We start from the raw sequence: 18218 nt of genomic DNA, 5'->3' as shown, positions 1-18218 counted from the left end.
CGGAGACTGCCTCGATGCACGAGGATCCCTGCCTCTTGCCCGCCACCGTGCTGCGCGAGCGCATCGCGCGCCGCGAACTGTCGCCGGTGGAGCTGACCGAAGCCGTGCTGGCGCGAGCCGCCCGGCTCCAGCCCGAACTGAACTGCTTCATCACCTTGTGCGCCGAGCAGGCCATGGAGGCCGCGCGCGCCGCCGAGCAGGCGCAGATGGCGGGCCGGGCGACGGGGCTGCTGCACGGCATTCCCTTCACCGTCAAGGACATCGTCAACACGCAGGGGGTGCGCACCACCTTCGGCGCGCTGCCTCACCAGCACAATGTGCCGGCGCAGGACGCGGTCTCGGTGGCGCGCCTGCGCGCGCAGGGCGCTATCCTGATCGGCAAGACCACCACGCCCGAGTTCGGCTCCAAGTGCCTGACCGATTCGCCGCTGTTCGGCCGCACCCGCAACGCCTGGAGCGCCGCGCGCACCTGCGGCGGCTCCAGCGGCGGTGCCGCGGTGGCGGTGGCGAGCGGCATCGCGCCGCTGGCGGTCGCCACCGACGGCGGCGGCTCGACGCGCATCCCGGCCGCCTGCAACGGCGTGGTCGGCATCAAGCAAAGCCAGGGCGTGATCCCGCACAGCCAGGCCCAGGACCTGTTCGGCAACCAGACCTATGTCACGCCGACCACCCGCACCGTGGCCGACACCGGCCTGATGATGCAGGTCATGGCTGGCGAGCACGAGTGCGATCCCTGGTCGATCGGCGTGCCCAAGCCCGACTATCTCGAGGCCGCGCAGGCGCGCGGCGACCTGCGCGGCCGCCGCGTGCTGTACTGCCTGGCGCCGCCCGGACGCCCGGTGGCGGCCGATGTGGCACGCGCCTTCGAGGCCAGCCTGCACCGCCTGGAGACGCTCGGCGCCGAGCTGGAGCCGTTCTCCGGTGCGGGCTTCGACGTCGAGCCGATCTGGCGCGCCATCAACCACACGGTCTGGCGTACGCGCTTCGCCCCCATCGTGGCGGCCCACGGCGACCAGCTCAGCGACACCTTCAAGCGCCAGATCGAATCGGCGGCGGCCTTCAGCGGCGTGCAATACCAGCAGGCCATGTTCGAGCGCTCGGCCCTGTTCCTGCGCGTGCAGGCCCTGCTGCAGCGCGCCGACCTGCTGGCCATGCCCACGCTGACGCGCACCGCGCTGCCGCTCGACCAGGACCTGTTCGGCACCATCGATATCGACGGGCAGTCGCTGGAGAACGTGCGCGCGCACTGGTTCCCCTGGACCATGCCCTTCAACATGACCGGCCACCCCGCCATCAGCCTGCCCTGCGGCTTCGGCGACGACGGCCTGCCGGTCGGCCTGCAGCTGGTCGGCCGCTTCCGCCAGGACGCGATGCTGCTGCGCGCCGCCGCCCTGTTCGAATCGACCCACGACCTGCTGGCGCGCTGGCCCGGCTGAACGCTGCTGCCGCCGCACCCTCTCCTTTCCGCCCAACCGCACAGCGCCCGCCCCCGCCTCCATCATGAAGACCGCCATCCGTCGCCCCATCCGTCGCCCCATCCGTCGCCGATTCCTGCTCCACGCCGTGGCCCTGTCCGCCTGCGCGGCCGCCGTCGCCACCCTGCCGCGCCCGGCCGCGGCCGAGGACGACACGCCCATGCGCATCATCGTCGGCTATGCGCCGGGCGGCGCCGCCGACAGCCTGGCCCGCATCTATGCCGAGCAACTGCGCCAGGACGGCCACGGCACGGTCATCGTCGAGAACCGCCCCGGCGCCTCGGCGCGGCTGGCGCTGGACTACGTCAAGCGCGCCAGGCCGGACGGCAAGACGGTCTTCATCGGCCCCTCGCCGCTGTTCACCATCTTCCCGCTGACCTACCGCAAGCTCTCCTACGACGCGGACAAGGACCTGGTGCCGGCCGCCCTGCTTACCGAGGTGCCGACCGTGGTCGCCGCCGGCGTGCACCAGCCATACCGGAACATGAAGGAATACCTGGCCTGGGCCAGGCAGAACCCGTCCAAGGCCAGCCTTGGCCTGGCGACCATCGGCAGCGCCGGCCACCTGGGCGCGGTGGCGCTCGGCAAGGCGACAGGGACGCAGATCACGCCGGTGGCCTACCGCGGCGCCTCGCCGATGCTGGTCGACGTGGTGGGCGGCAATGTCTCCATCGGCTGGGACGCGGTGGCGAGCATGATGCAGCTGTACAAGGGCGGCAAGCTGCGGTTCCTCGGCGTCAGCGGCACGCGGCGCGCCAAGGCCTTGCCCGAGGTGCCCACGCTGAAGGAGCAGGGCTTCGACCAGTTCGAGTTCGCCACCAGCTGGTACGGCGCCTTCCTTCCGGCCGGCACGCCGCCGGAGGTGGTCGCCAGCGTCGGCAAGATGTTCGTGGCGGCGTCCGGCAACGCCACCACGGCCGCCAAGCTGGAAGCCCTGGGCCTGGAGGTGGATGCCAAGCCGGGCAGCGAAGCACAGCGCCGCATCAAGGCGGAGCGCGCCGCCTGGAAGCCCATCGTCGAGGCCACCGGCTTCGTCGCCGAGGACTGAGGCGGCGGGCGGCCGACGATCGCCGGCCGCGAGCACCGGCCGCGAGCACCGGGCCCGCCTCGTGTATCCTTCTCGCGATCGGGCAGCCCACCGCACCATGAGCAAGAACAAGCACGTTTCCGAAACGCCGGCCACGCAGATGCTGCGCCAGCACCGCATCGCCTTCGGCGAGCACGTCTACGACTACGTCGACCACGGCGGCACCGGCGAGTCCGCGCGCCAGCTCGGCGTACCCGAGCACGATGTGGTCAAAACCCTGATCATGGAGGACGAGCGCGCGCAGCCGCTGGTGGTGCTGATGCACGGCGACTGCTCGGTCTCCACCAAGAACCTGGCGCGGCAGATCGGCTGCAAGAGCGTGCAGCCATGCAAGCCCGAGGTGGCGCAGCGCCACAGCGGCTACCTGGTGGGCGGCACCTCGCCCTTCGGCACGCGCAAGCGCATGCCGGTCTACGTGGAAGCCAGCGTGCTCGAGCTCGAACGCATCTACATCAACGGCGGCAAGCGCGGCTACCTGGTCAGCCTGGCCCCGGCCGCGCTGACCGGCCTGCTGGGCGCGACGCCTGTGCAGTGCGCGCTGCTGGACGGCTGAGCACGGCCGGCCGCAGCACCCCCGTTTCGCCCGGAGGAAACGCGGTTGGAGCGCGGTTGGAGCGCGGCTGAAACGCGGCTAAGGGAAGTCACCAAGACCGCGCCGGCCTTGCCGTGCTTCCCGCCGCGCTACAATCGCGCCCAGCTTCAGCACAGACTCCCCACATGGCCAACCTGCTCTTCGCCCTCGCCGCCTACCTGATCGGTTCGATTTCCTTTGCCGTCGTCGTCAGCAAGGCGATGGGCCTGCCGGACCCGCATACCTACGGCTCCGGCAATCCCGGCGCCACCAATGTGCTGCGCTCGGGCAGCAAGAAGGCCGCCGTGCTGACGCTGCTGGGCGACGCCCTCAAGGGCTGGGTCGCGGTCTGGCTGGCGCAGAAGTTCGGCCCCGCCTACGGCGTCGACGAGACCGGCGTCGCGCTGGTCGCGGGCGCGGTCTTCCTCGGCCACCTGTTCCCCGTCTTCTTCCGTTTCGCCGGCGGCAAGGGCGTGGCCACCGCGGCCGGCATCCTGTTCGCCATCCATCCGCTGCTGGGCGCTGGCACGCTGGCGACCTGGCTGCTGATCGCCTTCTTCTTCCGCTACTCCTCGCTGGCCGCGCTGATCGCGGCGGTGTTCGCGCCCTTCTTCTATGTGCTGATGTTCGGCACCGACGTCACGGCCGGCGCCGTGCTGCTGATCGCCGTGCTGCTGATCGTGCGGCACCGGCAGAACATCGCCAAGCTGCTGGCGGGCAAGGAAAGCCGCATCGGGGAGAAGAAGAAGGCGCAGTGATCGGGGGGGAAGGCGCCGGCGGACTGCGGGCGCCTGCCCTCTCCCCCGGCCCCTCTCCCGCTTGCGGGAGAGGGGCGCGAACCTACGCGAGAGACACCTCACTGCGCCGGTCGAAGCCGCTGGCGGCCAGCCCCAGCCAGCCCCCTCCCCTACGCCTCAGGCCGCCTGCGCCACCGGCGCGAACGGAAACACCATCTCCACCATCAGCCCGCCTTCGGGCCGGTTGCGCAAGGCCAGCTTGCCGCCGGATTGCCGCACCAGCCGGTCGACGATGGCGAGGCCGAGCCCCGAGTGGGCATTGCCGCCGCGCGCGGGATCGAGGCGCACGAAGGGCAGGGTGACGCGCTCGACGGCGTCGGTCGGGATGCCCGGCCCGCTGTCTTCGACGATCAGGTGCCAGCCGTCGGCCTGCCGCTGGGTGGCGATGCGCACTGGCGGCAGGCCGTAGGCATAGGCGTTGTCGACGAGGTTGCCGACGATGCGGTCGAGCTGGGTGGCGATCAGGCGGAAGCCTTCGCCGGCCGCCAGTGCCAGTTCCACCGGGCGGTCCTGCTCGGACAGCGAGGCGGCCAGCTCGGTCATGCGCTTGTCCACCGGCACCGGGCGCGCCGCCGGCTCGCCGCTCTGCGCGAAGGTGAGAAATTGTTCGACGATGGCCGACATCGACTCCACGTCGCGCGTGACGCCGGCCGCCGCCTTCGGATCGGACAGCATTTCCGCGCGCAGGCGCAGGCGCGCCAGCGGCGTCTTGAGGTCATGGGCGATGCCCGCCAGCATGGTATTGCGCTCCTGGTCGATGCGCGCCAGGTCGGACACCATCTGGTTGAAGCGCTGGATCAGCTGGCGCAGTTCGTGCGGCCCGCGCTCGCGCAGCGGCTGGACCCCGCCCTGCTGGCGCGCCAGGCGCTCGGCGGCCCCGGCCATGTCGCGCACCGGCCGCTGGATCTGCCAGGCGACCAGCAGGGCGAACACCATGGCCACGCCCACCACCAGGATCACACCCGGCACCAGCCGGTTGTCGGGCGGCGGATTGACCACCCACAGCATCGGCATGGCGATCCACTCGTGCCGTGTCGGCAGCTTGATCCACAGGCGCGGCGTGCTCTCCTCCTCGACGCGCAACTGGGTTCCGGCCGGCAGGCGGCGCGAGAACTGTTCGACCAGCCGGCGCGAGCGCCCGCCCTTGGGGGCGGTGGCATGCTCGGCCGCGCTGGCCGAGCCGGCCACCTCGACCAGGCTGGGCAGCGGCAGCGGCGGCCTGGCGTCCAGGGCGTGCTCGATGCTGTTGAGCTGGAACAGCATCTGTTCGACCGAATAGTCCACCTGCTGCTGGCGCCGATCCATGCGCAGGATGGCCAGCCAGGAGAAATGGCTGATCACCAGCACGGCGGCGATCAGCAGCGCCATGCGGCCGAAAAGCGTGTCGATGCGTAACTTCATTGCGTGCCGGGATCGGCCTCGTCCGGAACAAAGGTATAGCCGCGCCCGCGCACCGTCTGGATATAGCGCGGGCGCTGGGCATCCTCGTCGAGCAGGCGGCGCAGCCGCCAGATCTGCACGTCGATGCCACGGTCGCTGATGCCGCTGGCGGTGCCGTACATCGACTCGACGATGCGTTCACGCGACATCACTTCGAGCGGATGCATCAGCAGCAGCTTCAACAGCGCGAACTCGGTGTCGCTGATCGCCACGTCCTCGCTGCCGCGCGCCAGCGAGCGCTGGCGGAAATTGACGCGGAAGGGGCCGAAGCCGATCGATTCGCGGTCCTCCGGCGCCGCCGCGGGCCGCGGCAGCTTGCGGCGCAGCACCGCGTTGATGCGGGCCAGCAGTTCGCGCGGGGAGAACGGCTTGCCGAGATAATCGTCGGCACCGATCTCCAGCCCGACGATGCGATCGATCTCGTCGCTGCGCGCGGTCAGCAGGATCACCGGGATGTCGTCGTTCTTGGCGCGCAGGTTGCGCAGCGCGGTGAGGCCGTCGGTCTTCGGCATCATCAGGTCGAGCACGATCAGCGCGGGCCGCTCGCGCTCGAGCCGGGCCGCAAGCCCGTCTCCATCGTGCAGCACGGATACGGCGAATCCTTGCTGGCTCAGGTATTCGCGCAGCAGGTCGCGCAGTTCGGGATCGTCGTCGACGACCAGGATCTGGGTAGGCTGGGTGGCTCGCATAGGCACATGATAATCAGACTGCTCGGCACGGGATGTTGCTTTTGTTTCCGCACATTACACCCCCGGGCTGTGCGTAATCGTCTGTAATATTTGCCTCAGAGTTCGAAATACATGCGCCCGGGTCCGCACATTATGCTAGCGCTATATCCGATGCCGCCCGGCCGCGCCTGACACCCGGCCCCTTCCGACCCCAACCGCGAAGCGTCGATGCGGCACATGCGCGCAGACCCCATGGGCCGGACCGTCCGTCCGGCCGGTCTGCCATTGCGTTACGGCATACTGCCGCTTCCTCCTTCTTCGAACCCGTGCCGATGCGCCCAGCGCGTCGCCCCCTGGATCCCAGACATGGCTCAACCTGAACAAGACCCGTCGCTCAATCCGCCTCCGGCAGCCACCGGGCAGCGCGCGCGCTCGCCCCGCCGCAAGCTGATCGCCGTCGTGGTGCTGGCCGCGCTGGCGGCAGGCGGCTGGTACTGGGCCAAGCACCGTGCCGGCCAGAGCGCCGATGCCGCCGCCGGCGCCTCGGCCCCGGCGGGGCGCGGCGCGCCGGGCGGCCGCAGTGGTCCCGGCGGCCCGGGGGGCCCGGGCGGTATGCCGCGCTCTCCGGTGGTGGTCAGCCGCGTGCTGCAGCGCGACATGCCGGTGGTGCTGAACGGCCTGGGCAACGTCACACCGGTGGCCAACGTGACCGTCCATGTCCAGGTCTCGGGCCCGATGCTGCGCGTCCTGTTCAAGGAAGGACAGATGGTCAAGGCCGGCGACGTGCTGGCCGAGATCGACCCGCGCCCCTTCCAGGCCACGCTCGACCAGGCCGTGGGCACGCTGGCGCGCGACCGCGCGCTGCTCGACAACGCGCGCCTGGACCAGCAGCGTTACCGCACCCTGCTGGCCCAGGATTCGGTCTCGAAGCAGCAGGCCGACACCCAGGACGCGCTGGTGCGCCAGTACGAGGGCACGGTCAAGACCGACCAGGGCAATGTGGACAGTGCCCGCCTGCAACTCGGCTACACGCGCATCCTGGCGCCGGTATCGGGCCGCATCGGCCTGCGCCAGGTCGATCCCGGCAATATCGTCAGCCCCAGCGACACCAACGGCATCGCGCTGATCACCCAGGTCGCGCCGATCGCCGTGCTCTACACCATTCCAGAGGACAACCTGCCGACCGTGCTGCGGCGCCTGAACGCCGGCGAGAAGCTGCCGGTGGTGGCCTTCGACCGCCAGGCCCGCAACAAGCTGGCCGAGGGCGAACTGCTGACCACCGACAACCAGATCGACACCACCACCGGCACGGTCAAGCTCAAGGCCATCTTCCCCAATGCCGACGGCATGCTGTTCCCCAACCAGTTCGTCAACGTGCGCACGCGCGTCGACACCTTGCAAGACGCTACCGTGATCCCGGTGGCCGCCGTGCAGCGCGGCCAGCAGGGCACCTTCGTCTACGTGGTGGACGGCAACAGCCAGGTCAAGTCGCAGCCGGTCACGCTGGGCCCGGGCGACGACAATCACGTCTCGGTCTCCAAGGGCCTGCAGCCGGGCCAGCGCGTGGTGGTCGACGGCGCCGACCGGCTCAAGGACGGCATGACGGTGGAGACGGTCGACCCGGCGGCGCGCGCCGCCGAGCTGGTGCCGGCCAGCCAGCCGCGCGGGCGGCGCCATCGCCGCGAGGGCGCCAGCGGCGCCAGCGCGGGCGGTGCCAGCGCCGCCGGCGCCGAGCGCCGCCGCGGCGGCGACGGGGCCTCCGGTGCATCCGCCGCGGCAGCCGCCCCGCACGGCGGCGCGGCGCCGGCCCGACAGTAAGGACCGCGCATGAACCCGTCACGCCTGTTCATCGAGCGACCGGTGGCCACCGCGCTGCTGATGCTCGCCATCCTGCTGTCCGGCCTGGTGGCCTTCAAGCTGCTGCCGCTGTCGGCGCTGCCCGAGGTGGACTACCCGACCATCCAGGTCACCACGCTCTACCCCGGTGCCAGCCCCGACGTGATGACCTCGTCGATCACGGCTCCGCTGGAGCGCCAGTTCGGCCAGATGCCGGGCCTCAAGCAGATGTCGTCGACCTCCTCGGGCGGCGCCTCGGTGATCACGCTGCAGTTCGAGCTGACGCTGTCGCTCGACGTGGCCGAGCAGGAGGTGCAGGCGGCCATCAACGCCGGCGGCAACCTGCTGCCGGCCGACCTGCCGATGCCGCCGGTCTACAGCAAGGTCAACCCGGCCGACGCGCCGATCCTGACGCTGGGCATCACCTCCGACACCCTGCCGCTGCCCAAGCTGCAGGACATGGTCGACACGCGCGTGGCGCAGAAGATCTCGCAGGTGCAGGGCGTCGGCCTGGTCACGCTCAGCGGCGGCCAGCGCCCGGCGGTGCGCGTGCAGGCCAACCCGACCGCGCTGGCCTCGCTCGGCATGTCGATCGACGACCTGCGCACGGCCATCGGCAGCGCCAACGTCAACGGCTCCAAGGGCAGCTTCGACGGCCCTGCGCGGGCCTCCACCATCGACGCCAACGACCAGCTCAAATCGGCCGACGAATACAAGCAGATCATCGTCGGCTACCAGAACGGCGCGCCGATCCGCATCACCGACGTCGCCAACATCGTCGACGGCGCCGAGAATACCCGCCTGGCGGCCTGGTCCAACGACAAGCCTGCCATCATCATGAACATCCAGCGCCAGCCCGGCGCCAACGTCATCGAGGTGGTGGACCGCATCAAGACGCTGCTGCCGCAGCTGCAGAAGTCCCTGCCGGCGGCAGTGCACGTGCAACTGCTGACCGACCGCACCACCACCATCCGCGCCTCGGTGCGCGACGTGGAATTCGAACTGCTGCTGGCGGTGGCGCTGGTGGTGATGGTGATCTTCGTCTTCCTGCGCAACGTGCCGGCCACCATCATCCCGGGCGTGGCCGTGCCGCTGTCGCTGGTCGGCACCTTCGGCGTGATGTACCTGGCCGGCTTCTCGATCAATAACCTGACACTGATGGCGCTGACCATCGCCACCGGCTTCGTGGTGGACGATGCGATCGTGATGATCGAGAACATCATGCGCTACATCGAGGAGGGCGAGAAACCGATGGCGGCGGCCCTCAAGGGCTCCAGGCAGATCGGCTTCACCATCATCTCGCTGACCTTCTCGCTGGTGGCCGTGCTGATCCCGCTGCTGTTCATGGGCGACGTGGTCGGCCGCCTGTTCCGCGAATTCGCCATCACGCTGGCGGTGTCGATCCTGATCTCGGCGGTGGTATCGCTGACGTTGACGCCGATGATGTGCGCGCGCCTGCTGTACCACGTGCCGGAAGAAGAGCTGTCGCGCTTCCACCGCGCCACCGGCCGCTTCTTCGACAACGTGATCGCCAGCTACGGCCGCGCGCTCGAGTGGGTGCTGGACCGCCAGAAGAGCACGCTGCTGGTGGCCATCGGCACCCTCGTGCTGACCGTGCTGCTGTACCTGGCGGTGCCCAAGGGCTTCTTCCCGGTGCAGGACACCGGCGTGATCCAGGCCATCACCGAAGCTTCGCAGAGCACCTCGTTCCCGGCCATGGCGCAGAAGCAGGAAGCAGTAGCCAAGGTGGTGCTGCAGGACCCGGCAGTGGAGAGCCTGTCGTCCTTCATCGGCGTGGACGGCACCAACGCCACGCTGAATGCCGGCCGCATGCTGATCAACCTGAAGCCCAAGGACCAGCGCAGCGACAACATCGAGGACATCGCGCGCCGCCTGCAGGCCTCGGTCGAGAAGCTGGGCGGCATCTCGCTGTACCTGCAGCCGGTGCAGGACCTGACCATCGAGGACCGCGTGGCACGCACGCAGTACCAGTTCACGGTGCAGGATCCCGACCCCGCCAACCTGGCCACCTGGGTACCGCGGCTGGTCGAGCGGCTCAAGCAGGAGCCGGAGATGCGCGATGTCGCCAGCGACCTGCAGAACAACGGCATGCGCGCCTACGTGGAGATCGACCGCGACGCCGCCGCGCGCTTCGGCATCACCACCGCGGTGATCGACAGCGCGCTGTACAGCGCCTACGGCCAGCGCCTGGTGTCCACCATCTTCACGCAGTCCAACCAGTACCGCGTGGTGCTGGAGACCATGCCCGAGTTCCGCACCGGCCCGCAATCGCTGTCCGAGCTGCGCCTGCCCTCCTCCTCGGGCGGCCAGGTGCCGCTCGGCTCGGTGGCGCGCATCAGCGAACGCACCGGCCCGCTGGCGATCAACCACCAGGGCCAGTTCCCCTCCTCCACCATCTCGTTCAACCTCGCGCCGGGCGCCTCGCTGGGCGCGGCAGTGGACAAGATCAGCAAGGTGGAGCAGGAGATCGGCCTGCCGATCTCGATGCAGACCGACTTCCAGGGCGCCGCGCTGGCTTTCCGCGCCTCGCTGTCGAACACGCTGTGGCTGATCCTGGCGGCGGTGGTGACCATGTACATCGTGCTCGGCGTGCTGTACGAAAGCACCATCCACCCGGTCACCATCCTGTCGACGCTGCCCTCGGCCGGGGTCGGCGCGCTGCTGGCGCTGCTGGTGTCGGGCCAGGACCTCGGCATCATCGCCATCATCGGCATCATCCTGCTGATCGGCATCGTCAAGAAGAACGCCATCATGATGATCGACTTCGCGCTCGAAGCCGAGCGCGAAGGCGGCATGAAGCCGCGCGATGCCATCTTCCAGGCCTGCCTGCTGCGCTTCCGCCCCATCCTGATGACGACCATGGCGGCGCTGCTGGCGGCGGTGCCGCTGATGCTGGGCACCGGCATCGGCTCGGAGCTGCGCCGGCCGCTGGGCATCACCATGGTGGGCGGCCTGCTGGTCAGCCAGGTGCTGACGCTGTTCACCACGCCGGTCATCTACCTGGCCTTCGACCGCATCGCCGCGCGCCTGGCGGCCTGGCGCCGCCGCCACATCGGCGATCCGGGCAACCCGGACGACGAGGGTGACGGTGGCTGGGGCGGCGGCGTGCCCGAACCGGCGGAGCCGCGATGAACCTGTCCGCTCCGTTCATCCGCCGCCCGGTCGCCACGGCGCTGCTGACGCTGGGCATCCTGCTGGCGGGCCTGGCGGCGCTGCGCATGCTGCCGGTGTCGCCGCTGCCGCAGGTGGACTTCCCCACCATCTCGGTATCGGCCTCGCTGCCGGGCGCCAGCCCCGAAACCATGGCCGCGACCGTGGCCACGCCGCTGGAGCGCGCGCTCGGCGCCATCGCCGGCGTCAACGAGATCACCTCGTCGAGCTCGCTCGGCTCGACCCGCGTGACGCTGCAGTTCGACCTGTCGCGCGACATCGACGGTGCCGCGCGCGACGTGCAGGCCGCCATCAATGCCGCGCGCGGCACGCTGCCCACCAGCCTGCCGAGCAACCCGACCTACCGCAAGGTCAATCCGGCCGACGCGCCGATCATGATCATCGGCCTGACCTCGCCGACCATGACGCGGGGGCAGCTCTACGACGCCGCGTCCACCATCCTGGCGCAGAAGCTGTCACAGATCGAGGGCGTCGGCCAGGTCACGGTGGGCGGCGCCTCGCTGCCGGCGGTGCGCGTGGAGCTGAACCCGCACGCGCTGAACAAGTACGGCATCGCGCTGGAAGACGTGCGCAACACCATCAGCGCCACCAACGCCAACCGCCCGCTCGGCACGGTCGAGAGCGCCGCCAGGAACTGGCAGGTCTACGCCAACGACCAGGCCCGCACGGCGGCCGAGTACGCACCGCTGATCATCCGCTACGCCACGCCGGGCACCTACTCGTCAACCTCGGCCGGCGCGCTGATCGCCAGCACCGCCAACGCCACCGCAGGCGGCGGCGTCAGCACCAAGACGGTCAACGGCGTCACCATCACCACCATCACCACCAGCAGCGGCACCAGCACCATCAGCAGCGGGGCCACCGGCGGCAACGCCGCGGGCAAGGGCCCCAGATCCTTCTCGGTGCCGGTGCGGCTGTCCGACGTGGCGACCATCGTCGACTCGGTGGAGGACATCCGCAACGCTGGCTCGGCCAATGGCAAGCCCTCGGTGCTGCTGGTGCTCAACCGCTCGCCGGGCGCCAACATCATCGAGACGGTCGACCGCGTCACCGCCGTGCTGCCGCAGCTGCAGAAGATGATCCCCGCGGCCATCCAGATGGACGTGATGATGGACCGCACCCCCACCATCCGTGCCTCGCTGCGCGAGGTCGAGCACACGCTGATGATCTCGGTGGCGCTGGTCATCATGGTGGTCTTCCTGTTCCTGCGCAATGTGCGCGCCACGCTGATCCCCAGCGTGGCGGTGCCGGTCTCGCTGATCGGCACCTTCACCGTGATGTACCTGGCCGGCTTCAGCCTGAACAACCTGTCGCTGATGGCCCTGACCATCGCCACCGGCTTCGTGGTGGACGATGCCATCGTGGTGCTGGAGAACATCTCGCGCCACATCGAGGCGGGCATGAAGCCGATGGCCGCCGCGCTGCGCGGCGCGCGCGAGGTCGGCTTCACCGTGCTGTCGATGAGCCTGTCGCTGATCGCCGTGTTCATCCCGCTGCTGATGATGGGCGGCATCGTCGGCCGCCTGTTCCAGGAATTCGCCATCACGCTGTCGGTGGCCATCCTGGTCTCGCTGGTGATCTCGCTGACGACCACGCCGATGATGTGCGCGCGCCTGCTCAAGAGCGCCGAGCCGGAGAAGCAGGGCCGCTTCTTCCAGGCCAGCGAGCGGGCCTTCGACTGGATGCACAGAGGCTATGCCCGCTCCCTGGACCTCGCGCTGCGCCACAGCAAGCTGGTGTGGCTGATCCTGCTGGCCACGGTGGGATTGAACGTCTATCTCTACACCGCGGTGCCCAAGGGCTTCTTCCCGCAGCAGGACACCGGGCGCCTGATCGGCTTCATCCGCGCCGACCAGGCCACCTCGTTCCAGGCCATGCGCATCAAGCTGGACAACTTCATCCACATCGTCCAGTCCGATCCGGCGGTGGTCAACGTGACCGGCTTCACCGGCGGCTCGCAGCGCAACACCGGGCAGATGTTCGTCACGCTCAAGCCCTTGTCCGAGCGCAAGGAAAGCGCCGACCAGGTGATCGCGCGGCTGCGCGGCAAGCTGGCCAAGGAGCCGGGCGCCAGCCTGTTCCTGCAGTCGGTGCAGGACATCCGCATCGGCGGGCGCCAGAGCAGCTCGCAGTACCAGTTCACCCTGCAGTCTGACGACCTGCAGATGCTGCGCGACTGGGAGCCCAAGGTGCGCGCGGCGCTCTCCAATATCAAGGGCATCGAGGACGTCGACACCGACACCAACGACAAGGGCCTGCAGACCTCGGTCATCATCGACCGCGACACCGCCTCCAAGCTGGGCGTCACCACGCAGCAGGTCGATGCCGTCCTCAACGACGCCTTCGGCCAGCGCCAGGTGGCCACCATCTACAACCCGCTGAACCAGTACCGGGTGGTGATGGAGCTGAGCCAGGAGTACCTGCAGAGCCCGCAGGCGCTCAAGGACGTCTACGTGGTCACGGGCGGCGGCAAGCGCGTGCCGCTGGCGGCCTTCGCGCGGGTGCTGCCGACCAGCACCCCGCTGGGTGTCAACCACCAGGGCCAGTTCGCCGCCTCCACCATCTCGTTCAACCTGGCCGAGGGCTTCTCGCTGTCGCAGGCCACCGAGGCGGTGCAGCAGGCGATGGCGCGCATCGGCGCGCCGGAGACGCTGCGCGCCAGCTTCCAGGGCAGCGCACGCGCCTTCCAGGACTCGCTCAGCAGCCAGCCGCTGCTGATCCTGGCGGCGCTGATCACGATCTACATCGTGCTCGGCATGCTGTACGAGAGCTACGTGCACCCGCTGACCATCCTGTCGACGCTGCCGTCGGCCGGGGTCGGCGCGCTGCTGGCGCTGCTGGCCACGGGCACGGACTTCACCATCATCGCGCTGATCGGCGTGATCCTGCTGATCGGCATCGTCAAGAAGAACGCGATCATGATGATCGACTTCGCCATCGACGCCGAGCGCCGCGAAGGCCTGTCGCCGCAGGAGGCGATCTACCGTGCCTGCCTGCTGCGCTTCCGCCCCATCCTGATGACCACCATGGCCGCGCTGCTGGGCGCGGTGCCGCTGGCGCTGGGCCACGGCGACGGTGCCGAGCTGCGCGCGCCGCTCGGCATCTCCATCGTCGGTGGCCTGGTGATGAGCCAGCTGCTGACGCTGTACACCACGCCGGTCGTCTACCTGACGCTCGACCGCCTGCGCCTCAAGGTGCTGGCCTGGCGCCGCCGCCGTGCCGGCCCCGGCGCGCGTCCCGCCGGACTCGAATCCTGAATGCGATACATGAACGCCTCCCTCCGCCCCTTCCGACGCCACGCCCCGCTGGCCCTGGCCTGCGCCCTGTTCCTGGCCGGCTGCGCGGTCGGTCCCGACTATCGCCGGCCCGACGCGCCGATCGCCCCCGCCTTCAAGGAGGCCGGCGGCGCCGGCAGCGCGGCGGCGGCGGACACGTCGCAATGGGGTGAGTGGAAGCCGGCCGACCCGCAGGATGCCAGCGAGCGCGGCCGCTGGTGGTCCATCTTCGGCGACTCCGACCTCGACCGGCTGATGGCGCAGGTGCAGATCTCCAACCAGAACATCAAGGCGGCCGAGGCGCAGTACCGCCAGGCGCAGGCCTTGCTGCAATCGTCGCGCGCGGGCTACTTCCCCACCGTGGGCGCCTCCGCCAACGCCAGCCGCAGCAGCAGCGGCAACGGCGGCATCAGCGGCAACGCGACGCGCATCGCCAACAGCCAGAGCGCCGCGTTGACGGCGAGCTGGGAGCCCGACCTGTGGGGCAAGGTGCGGCGCCAGGTGGAGAGCAGCGAAGCCAGCGCGCAGGCGAGCGCCTCGACGCTGGCCTCGACCCTGCTGTCGACCCAGGCCACGCTGGCGCAGACCTACTTCCTGCTGCGCATCACCGACCAGCAGAAGGCGCTGCTCGACCACACCGTGGCCGACTACGCGCGCTCGCTGCAGCTCGTGCAGAACCAGTATGCGGCCGGCACCGCCCAGCGCTCCGACGTGCTGCAGTCCCAAACCCAGCTCAAGAGCGCCCAGGCCCTGCAGATCGACATCCAGATCACGCGTGCGCAGTACGAGCATGCCATCGCCATGCTGACCGGCAAGCCGCCCGCCTCGTTCTCGCTGCCCCCGCGCGACTTCACCGCGCGGGTGCCGCATGTGCCGCTGGCGCTGCCGTCCGCCCTGCTCGAGCGCCGCCCCGACATCGGCGCCGCCGAGCGCCAGATGGCCGCCGCCAACGCGCAGATCGGCGTGGCGCAGGCCGCCTTCTATCCCACCCTGACGCTGTCAGCCTCGGGCGGCCTGTCGGCGGCCACGCTGGCGCGCTGGCTGTCGCTGCCCGACCGCGTCTGGTCGCTCGGCCCGGCACTGGCCGGCACGCTGTTCGACGGCGGCCTGCGCAGCGCGGCCAAGGCCCAGGCGGTGGCCGCCTACGACCAGTCGGTGGCCAACTACCGCCAGGCCGTGCTGGCCGCCTTCCAGGAAGTCGAGGACAACCTCGCCGCGACGCGCCTGCTGTCACAGGAGGCGACGGTGCAGAACGACGCCCTGCGCTCGGCGCGTGAGGCGCTGTCGCTGGTCAACAACCGCTATCGCGCCGGCACCGCCGCGCTGCTCGACGTCCTGACCGCGCAGACCACGGCCTACAACGCCGAGGTGACGGCGCTGACCATCTACGGGCGCCAGCTCACCTCCAGCGTGGTGCTGATGCGCGCGCTGGGCGGCGGCTGGCACGTGGAAGGCGCGGCGCCCGCCCCGGCGGGCGGAGCCCTGCCAGCCGGCGCCGCGCCGGCTGCCGCCACACCGGCGTGGACGCCGCTGGCCCGCGCGGATCAGCCCGCGGCGCAGGGCACGGCACAGGCAACGACCAAGGAATAACGAGGCGGCACTGGGGCCGCGCCCGCTGCCCGCTGCCCGCTGCCCGCTGCCCGCTGCTAGCATGCGGCGCGGGCGGCGCGGGCAGGCATGCCGTCGCCCTCAGCCGCGCGGCACCCCGTCGCCCACGGCGGGGGAAAACGCCACGCGCACCCGCAACCCCCTGCCGCCGGCCCCGTCCCGCAGCTGCAGCGCCGCGCCGTGGGCCGTGGCAATCTCCCGCACGATCGTCAACCCCAGTCCGCTGCCGCCGGGGCCGGCGCCCTTGCCGCGGTAGAAGGGTTCCAGCACGGCGTCGCGCTCGGCCTCGGGGATGCCCGGACCGTCGTCCTCCACTTCGAGCACGCAAGCATCGTCTTCCGCCAGCGTGCGCACCGTGACCGTGCCGCCCTGCGCGGCATGGCGCAAGGCGTTGTCGACCAGGTTGACCAGCAGCTCGTGCAGCAGTTCGGTGCCCGCCACCCACTGCCCACCCCCGGCTTCCAGGCCGAGGTCGATGCCGCGCGCGCGCGCCGCCGGCATCAGTTCGAGGCAGACCTGGCGCGCCAGCGCCGTCAGGTCGAGCGGCGTGGCGGGCGCGGCGGCACCGTGCGCGGCGCGCGCGCTGGACAGCAGCTGGTCGGCCAGCGCGGCCATGCGCGCGCTGCTGTCGGCGAGGCTCTGCGCGATGCGGCGCAGTTCGGCCGGATCGGTCTCGCGCGCGGCGAGCTGGGCCTGCGTGCGCAGTACCGTCACCGGCGTGCGCAACTGGTGCGCGGCATCGGCGATGAAGCGCCGCTGCGCCGCCAGCGCCTGGTCGAGGCGGCCCATATAGCCGTTCAGGGCCTGCACCAGCGGCAACGCCTCGCGCGGGGCGGCGTGCAGCGGCAGCGGCGTGGTGGTGCCGGGCTGGCTGGCGGCCACGGCATCGCGCAGCGCATCGAGCGGCGCCAGCGCGCGCCGCGTGAACAGCCAGATGACCAGGACCGCCGCCAGCGTCAGGATCAGCTGGCCCCACAGCACCTCGAACAGGATCTTGCGCGTGAGTGCCTGGCGCGAGCCGACCGTCTCGGCCACTTCGATCAGGGCCATGCCGCCATGGGCGCCGGTGGCATCCATGACCGGCTGGTGCAGTGCGGCCACCCGCACCGGCTCGCCGCGGTACTGCGCATCGTAGAAGCTGACCAGTGCCGGGTAGAGCGCGGTGCGCGGCTGGCTGTCGTCGTAGGGCGGCAGGTCGCGGTAGCCGGAGACGAATTCGCCGTGCACGCCGCTGACGCGGTAGTACATGGTGGCGTTCATGCCCACCTCGAAGGTGTCGAGCGAGATGTAGGGCGCGTCGACGCGCACGCCGGCTGGCGTCAGCGAGACGCGCTCGGAGATATTGCGCGCGGAGGCCAGCAGGGTACGGTCGTAGGCCAGGTCGGCCGAGGCCAGCGCCTTGCGATAGGCCACCACGCCATAGGCAGCCTGCAGCAGCAGCAGGGGCGGGATCAGCCACCACAGCAGGCGCGCGCGCAGGCTGGTGCCGCGACGCGGCCGGGCGCCGCCGCCGGCGCCTGCGGCCGGCTCAGGTACCCGCCCAGGTACCCGCTCAGGCACCGGCCGGCTCCAGCAGGTAGCCGAGGCCGCGCAGGGTCACGATGGCCGCGCCCGAGCCCTCCAGCTTGCGCCGCAGGCGGTGCACGTAGACCTCGATCACGTCGGGCTGGGTATCCTCGGCCAGCGTGAAGATGCTGGCGAAGATCTTGTCCTTGCTGGCGGTGCGCCCCGGCGGGCTCATCAGCACCTCCAGCACGGCATGCTCGCGCGGCGTCAGCGGCAGCGGCTCGCCGTGCACGCTGAAGGTACGCGCCACGGTGTCGAAGCGCAGCCCGCCGCAGGCGACCTGCGGCAGTTCGGTCTGGCGCGAGCGGCGCAGCAGCGCCTTCACGCGCGCTTCGAACTCGGCCAGGTCGAACGGCTTGGCGAGGTAGTCGTCGGCACCCAGGTCGAGGCCGCGCACGCGCTCGCCCACCGCGCCGCGCGCGGTCAGGATCATCACCGGCACGCGGCAGCCGCGCCGGCGCAGCGCGGCCAGCAGGTCGAGGCCATCGCGATCGGGCAGGGTCAGGTCGAGCAGCACCAGCGCATAGTCGCTGCCGGGCCCGGCGGCGCCGACGCCGCCGCCGGCGTGTGTGCTGAACAGCAGCGCCTCGGCGCTGCCGGCATCGGGCGCGTGCTCCACGGTGAAATGCAGGGCGCGCAGCGCCTGCGCCACCCAGGTGGCCAGTTCATCGTGGTCCTCGACCAACAGTACTCTCATGCCCGC

12 protein-coding genes are annotated in these 18218 nt (G+C 70.6%); 8 read left to right on the top strand and 4 right to left on the bottom strand.

The window, feature by feature from the left end; translation table 11 throughout:
• Positions 1-14: 14 nt before the first annotated feature.
• The 4 genes from BKK81_RS05605 (at position 15) to plsY (ending at position 3891) form a co-directional block, all read left to right on the top strand.
• Positions 15-1436 carry an amidase gene (locus BKK81_RS05605; protein ID WP_071011263.1) on the top strand — a complete coding sequence of 474 codons (1422 nt, stop codon included), beginning with the start codon at positions 15-17 and terminating at the stop codon, positions 1434-1436.
• Positions 1437-1500: 64 nt separating this feature from the next.
• Positions 1501-2523, top strand: a complete 1023-nt coding sequence (locus tag BKK81_RS05600) for a tripartite tricarboxylate transporter substrate-binding protein (protein WP_083383954.1) — start codon at positions 1501-1503, stop codon at positions 2521-2523.
• A gap of 97 nt (positions 2524-2620) precedes the next feature.
• The gene (locus tag BKK81_RS05595; protein WP_071011261.1) at positions 2621-3115 is read left to right on the top strand and encodes an aminoacyl-tRNA deacylase; all 495 of its coding nucleotides are present in this window, start codon (positions 2621-2623) and stop codon (positions 3113-3115) included.
• Between the two features lie 164 nt (positions 3116-3279).
• On the top strand, positions 3280-3891 hold the full coding sequence (gene plsY / locus BKK81_RS05590) for a glycerol-3-phosphate 1-O-acyltransferase PlsY (RefSeq protein WP_071011260.1): 612 nt from the start codon (positions 3280-3282) through the stop codon (positions 3889-3891).
• Positions 3892-4047: 156 nt separating this feature from the next.
• Here the strand turns inward: plsY and BKK81_RS05585 are convergent, their stop codons facing one another.
• Together BKK81_RS05585 and BKK81_RS05580 are read right to left on the bottom strand one after the other, a co-directional pair.
• Positions 4048-5331 (bottom strand): ATP-binding protein, encoded by a 1284-nt coding sequence (locus BKK81_RS05585; RefSeq protein WP_071011258.1) that lies wholly within the window; start codon positions 5329-5331, stop codon positions 4048-4050.
• On the bottom strand, positions 5328-6059 hold the full coding sequence (locus BKK81_RS05580) for a response regulator (RefSeq protein WP_071011256.1): 732 nt from the start codon (positions 6057-6059) through the stop codon (positions 5328-5330). The genes BKK81_RS05585 and BKK81_RS05580 overlap by 4 nt, the downstream gene beginning before the upstream one ends.
• 345 nt (positions 6060-6404) lie before the next feature.
• Between BKK81_RS05580 and BKK81_RS05575 the strand changes: the two genes are divergently transcribed.
• From BKK81_RS05575 to BKK81_RS05560, 4 genes are read left to right on the top strand one after another with little or no spacing between them, the layout of a single operon-like run.
• The gene (locus tag BKK81_RS05575; protein WP_071011255.1) at positions 6405-7856 is read left to right on the top strand and encodes an MdtA/MuxA family multidrug efflux RND transporter periplasmic adaptor subunit; all 1452 of its coding nucleotides are present in this window, start codon (positions 6405-6407) and stop codon (positions 7854-7856) included.
• 9 nt (positions 7857-7865) lie between these two features.
• Entirely contained in the window at positions 7866-11027 is a 3162-nt protein-coding gene (locus tag BKK81_RS05570) for an MdtB/MuxB family multidrug efflux RND transporter permease subunit (protein WP_071011253.1), read from the top strand.
• Positions 11024-14323 carry an efflux RND transporter permease subunit gene (locus BKK81_RS05565; protein WP_071011252.1) on the top strand — a complete coding sequence of 1100 codons (3300 nt, stop codon included), beginning with the start codon at positions 11024-11026 and terminating at the stop codon, positions 14321-14323. Before BKK81_RS05570 ends, BKK81_RS05565 begins: the two co-directional genes overlap by 4 nt.
• Positions 14324-15931 carry an efflux transporter outer membrane subunit gene (locus BKK81_RS05560; RefSeq protein WP_083383953.1) on the top strand — a complete coding sequence of 536 codons (1608 nt, stop codon included), beginning with the start codon at positions 14324-14326 and terminating at the stop codon, positions 15929-15931. It begins immediately after the preceding gene.
• A gap of 99 nt (positions 15932-16030) precedes the next feature.
• On the opposite strand, the gene BKK81_RS05555 is transcribed toward BKK81_RS05560, so the two are convergent.
• Positions 16031-17509: a sensor histidine kinase gene (locus tag BKK81_RS05555; RefSeq protein ID WP_083383952.1), complete on the bottom strand. Its 1479-nt coding sequence runs from the start codon at positions 17507-17509 to the stop codon at positions 16031-16033.
• Positions 17502-18212: a response regulator gene (locus tag BKK81_RS05550; protein ID WP_071011250.1), complete on the bottom strand. Its 711-nt coding sequence runs from the start codon at positions 18210-18212 to the stop codon at positions 17502-17504. Before BKK81_RS05550 ends, BKK81_RS05555 begins: the two co-directional genes overlap by 8 nt.
• Positions 18213-18218: the final 6 nt, after the last annotated feature.

The organism is Cupriavidus sp. USMAHM13 (assembly GCF_001854285.1).
Classification (GTDB): Bacteria; Pseudomonadota; Gammaproteobacteria; order Burkholderiales; family Burkholderiaceae; genus Cupriavidus; species Cupriavidus malaysiensis.
This window is presented reverse-complemented; position numbering and strand designations above follow the sequence as displayed.

What these genes read in the sequence shown, in the direction of transcription:
- BKK81_RS05560 (WP_083383953.1), top strand. Translation starts at nt 14,324, where the DNA reads ATGCGATACATGAACGCCTCCCTCCGCCCCTTCCGACGCCACGCCCCG.
- BKK81_RS05595 (WP_071011261.1), top strand. Translation starts at nt 2,621, where the DNA reads ATGAGCAAGAACAAGCACGTTTCCGAAACGCCGGCCACGCAGATGCTG.
- BKK81_RS05565 (WP_071011252.1), top strand. Translation starts at nt 11,024, where the DNA reads ATGAACCTGTCCGCTCCGTTCATCCGCCGCCCGGTCGCCACGGCGCTG.
- BKK81_RS05550 (WP_071011250.1), bottom strand. Translation starts at nt 18,212, where the DNA reads ATGAGAGTACTGTTGGTCGAGGACCACGATGAACTGGCCACCTGGGTG.
- BKK81_RS05585 (WP_071011258.1), bottom strand. Translation starts at nt 5,331, where the DNA reads ATGAAGTTACGCATCGACACGCTTTTCGGCCGCATGGCGCTGCTGATC.
- BKK81_RS05570 (WP_071011253.1), top strand. Translation starts at nt 7,866, where the DNA reads ATGAACCCGTCACGCCTGTTCATCGAGCGACCGGTGGCCACCGCGCTG.
- BKK81_RS05600 (WP_083383954.1), top strand. Translation starts at nt 1,501, where the DNA reads ATGAAGACCGCCATCCGTCGCCCCATCCGTCGCCCCATCCGTCGCCGA.
- BKK81_RS05575 (WP_071011255.1), top strand. Translation starts at nt 6,405, where the DNA reads ATGGCTCAACCTGAACAAGACCCGTCGCTCAATCCGCCTCCGGCAGCC.
- plsY (WP_071011260.1), top strand. Translation starts at nt 3,280, where the DNA reads ATGGCCAACCTGCTCTTCGCCCTCGCCGCCTACCTGATCGGTTCGATT.
- BKK81_RS05605 (WP_071011263.1), top strand. Translation starts at nt 15, where the DNA reads ATGCACGAGGATCCCTGCCTCTTGCCCGCCACCGTGCTGCGCGAGCGC.
- BKK81_RS05580 (WP_071011256.1), bottom strand. Translation starts at nt 6,059, where the DNA reads ATGCGAGCCACCCAGCCTACCCAGATCCTGGTCGTCGACGACGATCCC.